We start from the raw sequence: 12,925 nt of genomic DNA, 5'->3' as shown, positions 1-12,925 counted from the left end.
CCAGTCATGATCACAAAGGATTTCAAATGTTAATCATACGTCAAAGCGGGACGGAATGGACTTGAAGGGCGATCGGGCGGTTTCTCCGGTATGGGTTGGGTCGTCCCTCGCGCAATACGGTCCCTCAACCGGAGGAACTTCGGTTGAGGGGATGATTTGAGGGGCGATCGCCACCACAAACCCAGAACTTCCAGATCCAGCGATACTGAATCAAACCATGCAAGATGTGACTCCTATTCCAACTACTGCGATCGGTGGCGTCCAGATCGAGAATAAAGAATGTACCTCCTAACTGTGGGAATCTTTATATCAATAAGGTCCCAAGAAACGCTCTCCATTAAAGTGGATCATATGCGTAGGAGATTCAGCAACCCATATCTCTGTTTCCCAAGAAATTTCATGGATGTATTTTGCCAAATCCTGTCGATTTAAAAAACAAGTAACAAATACCAGACCTGCTGTTGAATCCTTAAATAATATTTCAAGTTCATTCCTACGCTTGGGATTGATTGGCCCATGACTGGTCACTGCTTCAATAAGTAAAAGCCAATTTTTTTGAACATGATAAACAACAACATCAGGCATTTTGCCGTGAGGATTTACGGTTATTCCCAATTGGTTAAAAATCTCTGACTTAAAGTAAACCCATTTATCCGCAGCATCCCCTACATATATCAATCTCCCACCAGGAGTAAATCGGGAGCAAAATTCATCAATAATTTTTTTGATTAATAAATTTTGTCCACCAGGAGATAAAAAAAATGTATCTCCTGAATCTGTCTGTACAGCAATTTGTGCCATGTCTCGTTCCTGGGCATAACGTTTGGATAGAGTTTGGGCCGATGAAAGGTAGAGTTCGAGGCTCTCATTCCATTCATTAGAATCATACGAACGAAGTAAATTTAATGTATCTTCTTCAATTTTATAAACAGTTTTTGGACTATTTGGAGGTCGAAAAATGTGATCGGGATTAAGGATCACTATTCCAGCTTCTACAAATTGATGAATTGTTTGGCGGCGAATTGTTTCCCGGGTATTAGGCTTATAAATCTTTCCATAATATTTTGCTATAAATTCCATGATTGGAGTAATTCCTAGTAAGGGACTACTCGCATTAGACCATTTGCTCTCTGGCTTTAAGTCGAGTAGAGCGAGTAAAGTCAGAGCAGAACGCTCATTTTGCTGATCCCTAGGAAGACCTAGGGATTTAAGTATCACTTTTGCGGCTTCAGTTTTCTTTTGGATAGCTTGATCATCAAAAAAAATGTTGGGTTCAGGCATGGCAAAAATATCCTACGTTATGAAATTAAAAGAGAGCTGGATTGGTTCCTCAACCTGATGGCATTTTTCTGATTCCACTGTTCCGAGATTTTCCAAATACGCCTTCACCCTTACTGCTAATGCCTTGGCTAAAATGGGGGGAACCGCATTTCCAATCTGTTGGCATTGACTTTCTTCACTGCCTTGAAATTCAAACCCATCGGGAAAACTTTGCAGGCGTGCGCCTTCTTGAACGGTTAACCGGCGTCGGCGTCCTTCGGGTAAGCGAATTCTGAGCATATCCCCAGTAGGTGCGCTCAAATTGCGGCAAGTAACGGTTCGGGAGGGCCGATCTAAATGCAAGTCTCTAGGGTTGACACATTTAGAAGCTTTTTCATATTTCCTAATATATTCATCCATACTGGGAGTCAGAAATTTGGCGTGAGGCGGGGCCATGAATGCGAGTTCCCCGAGGGCTTCTCCTGCGGTGTAGGGATGATAATGATGGGTCGGTTTCGGCCATCGCCATCCCCCTTGATGCGCGATACAAAAGAGTCTCTGGCGGCGTTGGGGGACGCCATAATCACTGGCGGTAAGGATTTCCCATTCAACGATGTAATCTAAGGCTTTTAACCGGCTGATAATGTCTTCAAAATAGGCTTTGTTGCGAAATCGCATTCCTGGGACGTTTTCAAAAATGACGATCGCCGGTCGATGTTGTTGGACCGCATTGATAAAAACAGGAAAACCATCTCGACTGTCTTTGACTCCCCGTTGATGTCCACCCACGCTAAAAGGTTGGCAGGGAGGACCGCCTATAATCACTGCTGCGCCTTGAACTAATTCGGTTTCAGGGGTTAGCATCACCTGGTGACAAGGAGCGTTAAGATTTTGCCGATAGGTGAGACAAGCATCCGGGTCCATTTCATACCCAATGGTTCTAAATCCGGCGGCTTCAAATCCTAATGCAAATCCCCCACATCCCGCAAATAAATCAAGGACTAACGGTTGATCCGGTGCATGGGAAGGCATTTTCAGTTCGGTATTCAGGAAGTCTAAGTAAGGGATGTTATGACTTTTTTTCATGAATCATCGGCAAGAATGGGATGAGATAGCCATCTCTAATTTTACCAGAATTCTGTGGATGAAAACCGAGAAATTTCTATCGCTCAACCAAAGAATTGTTAAAAATCACTATCCGATAACTCCACCACTTCATCGGGGTAGGCTTCCATTAAAGCAGGCAAAACGGGACAGGGTGCTCTGTCTTGTAAATTGGCGGGTTTACTCCAGGTAAAGGGGGCTTGTTTGGCCGCAGAAATCCATAACAATCGTTTGGCGCGAGTCATGGCAACATAGAGTAAGCGGTACTCTTCAGCAACTTTGAGGTCTTCGGCTTGTTTCCAGGAGTCGGCGATGGAGGGGAACTGGAAGGGTTCGCTGTCCCAGGATTGGGGTGCGCTTTGGTGGTGGAGGTGCGCGCGAATTTGGGCGCGGGCGACTTCGGATAGGGTGTATTCTCCGAGGAATTGTGCCGGTGGGGGAACCCAGAAGCTGCCGGGAATCATGTTTTCATGGAGGAAGGGGATGAAGACATAATCCCAATCCAGTCCTTTGGCTTTGTGCATGGTGACAATGGTGAGTTGTCGCGCTCGTGTATAAATTTTCTCGGCGTTATCTTCTGTATCAACAGGTTCAAACCGTTCTGAGGTGACGATTTCGTTGAGGACGGTGAGAATACCGCTCATGGAGGGATTTCCGGCGGTTTGTTGGGCCAAGCGATCGCCCAATTTGTCGGCAGTTGCCAGTTCCGAGGCGTCATAATGTAAGGCTAAGGCGAGGAAGGAAATCAGTTGATACAAGGGGAGTTCGATTCGTGCGGTGAGCAAGCTGGCACAGAACCGTCTGGCTTGCAATACCGCTGGGGGTTGCGGGGGTTCTAATGGACCGGGGTAGAGAAATTGTTCCGGTAAGCTAGTGAGGGCGTTTAAGTCTTGGGAGGGGATTAAGTTGCGATCGACTAATACGCGCAAAACGGTTTTTAAATAGTCGGGGGAATGAGGGCGATCGAGGAATTGCAGCAAAGCCAGCATTTCTGAGGGAACTTGAGACCGGCGATCGCTGGCGGATACATCAAACACTTCGATGTCATGTTTAGCCAACTCACATTGAATCCCATATAAATGGGGATTGCTCATCACCTCTTGGATAAATCGCCCTTGGCGGTTTTCCCGGACCAAGATGGCTGCCGATCGCTCCTCTGTCGTCTCACTAAATAACTGCACCGCCCTGCGCGCAATCAGTTCAATCGTATGATAAATATCCCGAGGTTGGTACATCTCCAATCCCCCTCCGGTGTGAGGCGGATTCGCATCGGGTTGGGGGTCGCCGCTTTCTACAGTCCGAATATTTTGCAGGCGAAACGGTAACTTGGCCGAAGGACGACTGTATTCTATCTCCGGGATGAGTTGATGTTGCTGTGCGTAATGACGATTCACCCAACTTAAAACAAAATTAGCCGCATTGATGATAATTCGGGTACTACGTCCGGCGCGGTCCATTGTTGCCAGGAGATGATCGCGATCGCAAGCTTCACAAAATCGGCGAAAATAGATCGGGTCAGCGGGAGTAAAGGTAGAATTAATCGCTTGATTAGGGTCGCCGACTCGAATTAAATTAGGCGGTGCATCGGGGTCGTCGCACTTGCGGGCTAAAATCTCTAACAATTGGGTTTGTAAGGGAGAGGAATCTTGGGCCTCGTCTTCAAATACCGCAAAGACTTGTTTTTGCCAGAGATAACAGGCACTCTGATTTTCCAAAACGCGCAAGGCAGAAAGAATCATGTCATCGTAATCGATAAACAGCCGCGATCGCATCAAGGTCTCGTACTGTTCATATAATCCAGCGGCGATCGCCAGAATGCCATACGGATCATCAGGAATTTGTCCCTCGGATTCCATCCCAATTTGCCATAAATCTTTCGGTAACAATCCCGAAGATTTGGCTTCATGAATAGCAGTCTGGGCGAGTTGCGGCAGCACATCCGTGCGTAAGACAGATTGACGGCGCAAGCGTTCCGTTTCCTCCCCATCAAATTGACAACCTTCGATTAAAAGTTGATACCGCTGGGGATTAGCCGCAATCCAGCGTTCTACACTTTGGATGATTAAGCGATTACTTTGGTTGGGGGTGACCAATGTCATTTGTTCTAGGTCCAAACCCGATAATTCCGGATGCTGGGAGGCGATCGCCAGGGCTAATCCATGTAAAGTATTGACGGTAAATCCCATTTGTGGCATCGCCAGTTCTTTCAATGCGGCGCGAATTTTTAATTTCAAATTCGCCGCAGCAGAACGGGTGAAGGTGACGACAACCAGATGATGACGATAATGCAGTTTAAAACGAGCGATCGCCAATGCTGCTGCATCCGCCATTCCCTTGGATTTTCCGGCACCCGGGACCGCAGAGACAGCCAAGGGACCGCCTTGCCAATCCGCCATTTGCTGTTGTCCCGGTCGTAATCCATTGCGGATGCGTTGTTCGGCCTCCCGGCGTTTTTGAGCAAGTGGGGTTACGGGTTGAACAACCGATGTAGGTAAATTGTTATAAAAATCATTCGACATAGTGAGGTTAAACCGGAGACAAGGACGACAACGGGCAGTCATTATGAGTTTATCGTTTTCTGGGAGCGATCGCCTCGGTTTCAATTTCCGTTTCAATTTTTGTAGCAGATTCTCCACTTCCCGACTCGTAAGGTTAGGGTAGGACTAACCCGGCAACGGGCCTTGATTTGACACTCTCGCTATTCCAGGAGAACTCTGATGAAACCTTATCCCCACGCGATCGCCAATGCTTCTCAGACCGATTTAACTCGCACCCTCAAGGGTGGAGCTATACGGACAAAGCCCGCCTGCGCGGGCTACTCTATTATAAAATCGGGGTTAAATAGCCGAATTGGGTCTCGAACCCCGATTTTACTGCCGATGTTGATTTTGATGGGTGCGATCGCCAGTTGTGGTGCCGTTCCCACTTCACAAGAGATGATGAACGAGTCCCTTGTCGCCCAGCAAGGCATGGTCCCCTCATCGGCACCGATGCCTCAATCCGATGCAGTTGCCAATGAAATGGGACGTGCTCAGGGAATGGTTGCGGAAGTTGCACAAGGGTCAGGAGAGATTCCTCAAGCGGCACCGCAATTGATTAAAACTGCTTCAATGACGATGGAAGTCGAGGCGATCGAGGAGCAAATTGCAGCAGTTAATCAGATTATTAAGCAAAAACAAGGGGATTTGTTGCAATTTGAAGACAATAAACCGCGATCGCAAAATACGCGCCATATCGTTTCGATGCAGTTGCGCGTTCCTCAGCAACAGTTAGAAAATACCATTAATGCGATCGCAGAACTCGGTACCGTCATCAATCGTTCCATTACTGCCGAAGATGTTTCCGCCCAACTAATTGATAACGATGCGCGGTTAAAAAATCTCCGCAAACAAGAAGAAATGGTCTTAAAAATCATGGAACGTTCCGGTTCCGTGGGAGATGTCCTCAATGCCGCCCGAGAACTCGGTAACATTCGTGAACAAATCGAACGCCTCGATGCAGTCCAGGCCAATTTACGGACCAAAGTCGCCTATTCCACTTTGTATTTAAACCTAGAATACCCCGTTTCCGCCGCAGAACTTCCCCAAAAATCTATCGGAAAAGAACTGCAAAAAACCTGGGGAAATGCCACGGAAGCCCTAGGGGATGTGACCGTTGGACTGCTCAAAATCACCCTATATTTGCTGGCATTTAGTCCATTTCTCCTGTTATTTGCCGGGGTAGCCTTTTTAGGTTATAATAGAATCAAGTCATCCAAACCAGACGAAGCGAATATCAATCATTAGGCCAGGGGTAGAGAGGCGAAAAGTCTATGGCATTGCTGCTGGACTGACCGCCTCTCTTGCCAAGCGGGATTAACCCGATTCTCCCTGGCATCAGACAACAGAATAAACCAAAATCAGGGGCATACTCATGCATCAACCCGGAGAGGTCATCAAGGAACGCTATCGGATTCTGAACACTTTGGGACAAGGAGGAATTGCCACGACTTATGCCGCAGAAGACCTAGATATCGGACAAAATGTGGCGATTAAAATTTTATCCTTGCGGGAGTTAACCGATTGGAAAGCCTTAGAACTTTTTGAGCGGGAAGCCAAGATTCTGTCTCAATTAAATCATCCAGCCATTCCCAATTATTTGGATTATTTCCAACTGGATACTAACGACGATCGCTCCTTCTGTATTGTCCAGGAAATTGCCCCGGGCAAATCCTTACAAGAATTAGTAGAAAGCGGATGGGATTCGAGGGAAATGGAGGTCAGAGACATTGCTGAACAAGTTTTAGAAATCCTGGGATATCTGCATCAACTTAACCCCCCGGTCGTTCATCGAGATATCAAACCTCAGAATATTATTCGTGACTCTAATGGTAAGGTGTTTTTAGTGGATTTTGGTGCAGTGCAAGACACCTATTGTCATACTCTAAGCCGGGGTGGGACAATGGTTGGCACTTATGGATATATGCCACCGGAACAGTTTCGAGGAAAATCTGAACCCGCTACAGATTTATATGGTTTAGGTGCAACTTTATTGTTTTTGTTAAGCCATCAATCACCGGCAGATTTGCCAGAAAAACAGCTAAAAATTGACTTTCGTCCTTATATTGAAATTTCTCCAGAGTTGGCAGATTGGTTAGAGGGATTGCTCGAACCTTTGATTGAAGATCGCTTTAAATCTGCAAGGGAAGCCTTAGAACTATTGCATTCACACCGAGAAATTATTGCGGCGCGATCGCTCAGTAATCCACAACCTATTAACAGTAAAGTCCTTCTGCAAAAAAAACAGAATAAACTATCCATAACAATCCCTCCCAATCCATCAAAAGCTTTTATAAGTTTATTTTTTCTCTTCTTCGCTATTTTAGTAGGGAGCAGGGTATTAGTGCCTATTGTGAGTCCTGTCAATTCTGAAATTGCGTGGTTTTTCCTGGCTGGGTTTTTATTTTGTGTTTTAAGTAGTGGATTCTTTGGTCCTAAATTCGTTGATTGTTTGGTTTCCACTCAACTAAATTTTCAGGGTAATCAGTTTAAAATATCCTGGATTTTTTTGGGATTAAGCCGAAAAGTCCAGGGGAACATTCAGGATATTTTTAGAGTGGAAGTCCGCAAAAAGAAAATACGAATTAAAAACAAAAACACCAAGGTAAAGTACCGTTTTATCATAAGCTGTGTTTTACAAGTTGGAGTTAAATCTTGCCATTTTGGGTATAATCTGAATCAAGCAGAAAAAGAATGGTTAGTTACAGAAATTTCAAATTTTATCGGAAAACCCAAAGTTATTGATACCTAATCCATTGGTGTATTGGGTCTAAAAGCAACCCCAAACCGGATTTCTTGCCCTAGTTTTTGAGATAGGTTATCACCTGGAATGTAGCCATCCTTTAGGAGTGAAAATAAAAAATCATGCATCAACCCGAAGAAATTATCAAGGACCGTTATCGGATTCTGCACCCCTTGGGAACAGGAGGAATTGCGACAACTTATGCTGCTCAGAACTTAGATACGGGGCAAGATGTAGCCATTAAAGCCCTGTCTCTACGGCGATTAAAAGACTGGAAATCCCTGGAACTTTTTGAGCGAGAAGGGAAGGTACTCTCGCAATTAAATCATCCGGGTATTCCCAACTATCTGGACTACTTTCAACTAGATACAGACGACGATCGCCGCTTTTATATCGTCCAAGAAATCGTCCCGGGTAAATCCTTGCAAGATTGGGTAGAAAGCGGATGGCATCCCACGGAACTTGAAGTCAGAGAGATAGGCGAACAACTCTTAAAAATTCTGATGTATTTGCATCAAATGACTCCCCCAGTAATTCATCGAGATATCAAACCGCCTAATATTATTCGGCAGTCTGAGGGTAAGATTTTGTTAATCGATTTTGGTGCGGTTAAAGATACTTATCGTCATACTATGACGAGCGGGAGTACCGTAGTTGGTACTTATGGATATATGGCCCCAGAACAGTTTCGCGGACAAGCCGAACCCGCCACAGATTTATATGGTTTAGGGGCAACTTTGTTATTTTTATTAACCCACAAAACCCCAGCAGATTTTCCAGAAACAAGACTCAAAATTGATTTTCGTTCTTCTGTCAATATTTCTCCGGAACTGGCAGATTGGTTAGATCGCTTGTTAGAACCGCTGGTTGAAAATCGCTTGACCTCTGCTGCGGAAGCCTTAACTGTTTTAAAGGCACAAAAAGCAATGCCCAAGGCAAAAAAACAAATAATTGCTCCGCGAGCCACTAATCATCATCACCTGGCCGGAAGTCGCGTTTCCATCAAAATTACTTCTGGGAAACTAGAGGTAAAAATTCCCTTTTTAGGATGGAAATTACCCGCTTTAGCTTTGATTTTAATTGTTGCAATTTTGAACATTTCCTTCTTGCCGCTCATCTTATTGGCCGCAAGTAAATCTCCAACACTTCTTGTATTACTATTTTTTGTGTTGTTGTTGGAAATTAAGTTATTAGGTGATTTTTTGTTAAATCAGTTTGGGAGGGTTACCTTAGAGTTTCGTGAAACTAAATTTTATTTAAAGTGGAATTTTTTAGGGATTCAACGGGAAATTCAGGGAAATATCCATGATATTTCTAGTGTGCAAGTATTTCCCACCCTGTTTTCTATACAAGGTTACACTATTATCACCTGTGCCTTACAAATGAGATTTAAAACTTACCGCTTTGGTTCGGGACTGACTCAGGCAGAACGAGAGTGGATCGCAATGGAAATTGCTACTTTTCTGGGAAAACCTCACTTAATCAAACGATAAAAATATAGAACGAACCTAAATCCATTGGATCGGGGCCTGCTCTTCGGTGCGGCAAGGCAACAATGATGGCAACAAATTCCTCCGATAGGTTAGAATAAAATGAATCGGTCCAAATAAGACAAATCCAACATTCATCCGTAGGCAAGGGATAGAGTGGCCAAGAGTTGGCGAGATCGCTGTAGCGATCGCATCTGTTGCCATCCTAGTCTGGAAGAGGGATTAACCCGATTCGTCCTTAAATCAGAAACCAGCCGAGAAGAAAGATAGGCGAAAACTCATGCACCAACCTGGAGATATCATCAACGATCGCTATCGTATTCTGAACACCTTGGGACAAGGAGGAATTGCCACGACTTATGCTGCCGATGACTTAAATATCGGCCAACAAGTCGCAATTAAAGTCTTATCCCTGCGGCAGTTGAAAGATTGGAAAGCCCTAGAACTCTTTGAACGGGAAGGCAAGGTTTTAGCACAACTAAATCATCCGGCAATTCCCAACTATCTGGATTATTTTCAACTGGATCAAGAGGGCGATCGCAGCTTTTATATCGTCCAAGAAATTGCCCCAGGTCAATCGTTGCAAGACTGGGTAGCCAGCGGATGGCGTCCTACGGAATTGGAGGTAAGAGAGATTGCCAAACAACTCTTAGACATTCTCGTGTATTTGCATCAACTCACCCCTCCTGTTGTCCATCGCGATCTTAAACCGCAAAATATTATTCGTCAGTCCGATGGCAAGGTATTTTTAGTAGATTTTGGTGCCGTTCAAGATACCTATCGCCATACCATCACCAGCGGCAGTACCATCGTTGGGACTTATGGCTATATGGCCCCGGAACAGTTTCGGGGACAAGCAAAACCGGCGACAGATTTATATGGATTGGGTGCTACGTTGTTGTTTTTATTAACCCATAAACACCCAGCAGATTTTCCCGAAAACCGGATGAAAATTGATTTTCGCCCTTATGTAAAAATTACTCCAGAGTTTGCCGATTGGTTTGAAAATTTATTAGAACCCGTCATTGAAGACCGCTTGACATCTGCCACAGAAGCATTAGCCTTATTGCAGGGAAAACGGGAACGAATTGTGCCGCGATCGCCCGGTAATCTTCAACCTGTGGGCAGTCGCGTTGTTCTGGAAAAAACTCACAGGCAACTCAAGGTAAAAATCCCCCGGCCTAAGGTACAATTCAATTATATCTTTAACTTGGTATTTTTACTTGTTTGGTTCAGGATTTTAATACCTTCAACTCTGTCAACTCTTTTTAGTGGTAACTTGTCCTTGCTCTTGTTTCATGTCCCTTTTTTGTTGGTGGGTCTAGCATACCTGAGCGTGACCCTGCGGAATATGTTGGTGTACAGCACCCTAAATTTTCATGGCGATAAATTTGAAATTTCCTGGTTCTTTTTGGGGACAAAAAGAACCATTCAGGGTAATATTGACGATATTTATCGGGTGGAAGTAAGCCAAGTAAATGGTATGAATAGAAAATATAAAGTCATGAATTGTTCCTTAGAAGTCGGAGTCAATAGTTACCATTTTGGGTCGGTACTAACCGCAGCAGAACGAGAGTGGCTTGTCACAGAAATTGCGGATTTTATCGGAAAACCTAAATTCATTGATTGCTAAGACTAAAATAGGTACTATAGCAATCCGTCAGGATTTGTAACATTTCTTGCTCCCCTCTCCCGTTCTGGGCCGCCGACGGCTGGGGGCCGCCATCGTCTTCCACAACTGAGATAGGATTGCTATAGATCTGAATTAATTTGACAATTTTTGAAAAATGCACAGGTATCGACCTTATTTAAGTTTAGCGGCTATCTTAATTCTGGGTACTGTCCTGCGGTTTGCCCAATTAGAGGCCAAACCCGTCTGGTTAGATGAAATTCTCACCGGGTTATTTAGTTTGGGGCAAAGTTATGACAAGATTCCCTTAGATGCAGTTTTGCCTTTAGCACAATTTGCCGATATTTTTACCTTAAATTCGACGGCAAGTTGTGGACAAATTGCGGCAACAGTTGCAACAGAATCGACTCATCCCCCGTTGTTTTTTTGCTTAACTCATGAGTGGTTGAGTGGGGTTCGGGGGTCTTGGGTATGGCAGGTGCGATCGCTCTGTGCCCTGTTTGGTGTGGGTGCGATCGCCGCCATGTATGGATTAAATCGCATCGCCTTTTCAAACAAAGCCGGGGTCATGGGTGCCGCAGTGATGGCAGTCTCTCCCTTTGCCGTTTATCTGTCTCAGGAGGCACGGCATTATACCCTGCCGATGCTGTTAATTATTTTATCCCTAATGGGATTCATTCAAATTCAAAAAGATTTACATCATCGAGAAAAACTTTCCCCGGTTGTCGGAATCAGTTGGGCAATTGTTAACACATTAGGACTCTACACCCACTATTTTTTCCTGTTAGCTTTGGTTGCGGAATTATTGACCATTTTGGCATTAATTTTGGGCAAATCTTTTCATCCAGGAAGGCTGGGACTACCGGAAAACTCCCCCCCGGCATTGCCTCAAACAGGACTGATGGATTCGACCTCGAATAGCATCAGTGGGGGCGATTCGCGAATCGCCCCTACAGAGATCAAGGTGATCCGTAAGTCTTATCAAGAAACCGTAACTTGGCTGAGTTTGGGCGGTTATAGTTTACTCCCGTTGTTGTTGTATTTACCTTGGTTACCCACCCTGCACAATCATTTCAGTCGTCCCGAAACCGATTGGTTTAAACCCTTTGAACCTTCATGGGTGGATAGTGTCACCCCGATTTTTCAAACCTTAGCCGGTTGGGTGGTGATGATTGTGGCATTTCCGGTAGAAAATCAACCCCTGTGGATTGTGATTCCTTCGGCAATTTTGATGCTGCTCTGGTGCGGGTATTTTTTGCTCTCTATTGTTCCGCGAATCAAGGCAGTTGTCAACAACAAAAATACCCGATTATCGGGGTTGAGCTTGCTGTTATTTACGGCAATTGTTTTATTAGAATATTTGACGATTGTTTATGGGTTAGGCAAAGATATTACTTCGGCAGTGCGCTATCACTTTATCTATTATCCGGGGATTTGTGCGTTATTAGGCGCAAGTTTAATAATAAAACCTCCAAATCCCCTGACCAAAACTCGCTTTTCTATCTTAGCCCGCGCAGGCGGGCTTCGTCCGTATAGCCCCACCCTTCAGGGTGCGGGTGCGGGTGCGGGTGCGGGTGCGGGTGCTTTTCTAATTGTAGGACTAATCAGTAGTGTTTTTGTAGTGTCAAATTGGGTCTTTCAAAAGCCTTATAATCCGGCAGGGGTGGCGCAACAGCTCAATTTAGAACCGACTGTCCCGTTAGTGGTGGTGGTGGGATATGAGAATATGCAAGAGGTAGCATTGGGGTTGAGTTTTGCCCTAGAATTGGATAAAATCAGAACTAGAGATTTACCCGAGACAGGTTGGGCATTTATGAACCGATCGCCTAGTTATCAATCCGTCTGGGAAAATCTAGGTTCGGTTTCAGGATTACCGCCTTCTCCGGTTAATTTATGGATTGTGGCCCCGGGGTTGCGTCAGCGAGAATATCCCCCTCAACTCGGGTTAGGCGATCGCCTCTGTACTCTCGACCCTAGTCAGTATTATCGGTTAGGAATTCCCTATCAACTTTATCGCTGTAAGTAAGGGAACTCCAAAAAATAAAACCTTCAAAAAACCCGCAGGCTCAAGCCTGGGGCTACACGGACAAAGCCCGCCTGCGCGGGCTAAAAGAGCCTTGTTAGGTGCGATCGCATCAAAGCAAGGATGATTTATTTGTTG

At 45.0% G+C, this 12,925-nt stretch carries 8 protein-coding genes; 5 read left to right on the top strand and 3 right to left on the bottom strand.

Going from position 1 to position 12,925, the window contains the following annotated elements; all coding sequences use genetic code 11:
• Positions 1 to 309: 309 nt before the first annotated feature.
• The 3 genes from NG833_RS11630 to NG833_RS11620 form a co-directional block, all read right to left on the bottom strand.
• Positions 310 to 1,281 (bottom strand): BsuBI/PstI family type II restriction endonuclease, encoded by a 972-nt coding sequence (locus tag NG833_RS11630; RefSeq protein ID WP_254565455.1) that lies wholly within the window; start codon positions 1,279 to 1,281, stop codon positions 310 to 312.
• Between the two features lie 12 nt (positions 1,282 to 1,293).
• A complete protein-coding gene (locus tag NG833_RS11625; protein WP_254565454.1) occupies positions 1,294 to 2,346 on the bottom strand; it encodes a DNA cytosine methyltransferase in 1,053 nt (350 codons plus the stop codon).
• Between the two features lie 98 nt (positions 2,347 to 2,444).
• Complete coding sequence (locus NG833_RS11620; protein WP_254565453.1) at positions 2,445 to 4,925, bottom strand: ATP-dependent helicase; 2,481 nt, start codon at positions 4,923 to 4,925, stop codon at positions 2,445 to 2,447.
• Positions 4,926 to 5,081: 156 nt separating this feature from the next.
• On the opposite strand from NG833_RS11620, the gene NG833_RS11615 reads away from it, so the two are divergent.
• The 5 genes from NG833_RS11615 (at position 5,082) to NG833_RS11595 (ending at position 12,790) form a co-directional block, all read left to right on the top strand.
• Positions 5,082 to 6,149, top strand: coding sequence for a DUF4349 domain-containing protein (locus NG833_RS11615; RefSeq protein ID WP_254565452.1), 1,068 nt, complete (start codon positions 5,082 to 5,084; stop codon positions 6,147 to 6,149).
• Positions 6,150 to 6,276: 127 nt separating this feature from the next.
• The gene (locus NG833_RS11610; RefSeq protein WP_254565451.1) at positions 6,277 to 7,653 is read left to right on the top strand and encodes a serine/threonine-protein kinase; all 1,377 of its coding nucleotides are present in this window, start codon (positions 6,277 to 6,279) and stop codon (positions 7,651 to 7,653) included.
• Positions 7,654 to 7,766: 113 nt separating this feature from the next.
• On the top strand, positions 7,767 to 9,137 hold the full coding sequence (locus NG833_RS11605) for a serine/threonine-protein kinase (RefSeq protein ID WP_254565450.1): 1,371 nt from the start codon (positions 7,767 to 7,769) through the stop codon (positions 9,135 to 9,137).
• Between the two features lie 277 nt (positions 9,138 to 9,414).
• The gene (locus tag NG833_RS11600; RefSeq protein ID WP_254565449.1) at positions 9,415 to 10,767 is read left to right on the top strand and encodes a serine/threonine-protein kinase; all 1,353 of its coding nucleotides are present in this window, start codon (positions 9,415 to 9,417) and stop codon (positions 10,765 to 10,767) included.
• 154 nt (positions 10,768 to 10,921) lie between these two features.
• A complete protein-coding gene (locus tag NG833_RS11595; RefSeq protein WP_254565448.1) occupies positions 10,922 to 12,790 on the top strand; it encodes a glycosyltransferase family 39 protein in 1,869 nt (622 codons plus the stop codon).
• Positions 12,791 to 12,925 lie beyond the last annotated feature (135 nt).

Origin of the sequence: Oscillatoria sp. HE19RPO (genome assembly GCF_024220515.1) — a bacterium.
GTDB lineage: Bacteria > Cyanobacteriota > Cyanobacteriia > Cyanobacteriales > Laspinemataceae > Laspinema.
Note: the sequence above shows the minus strand (reverse complement) of the source record. Positions and strands in the feature narration are given on the sequence as shown.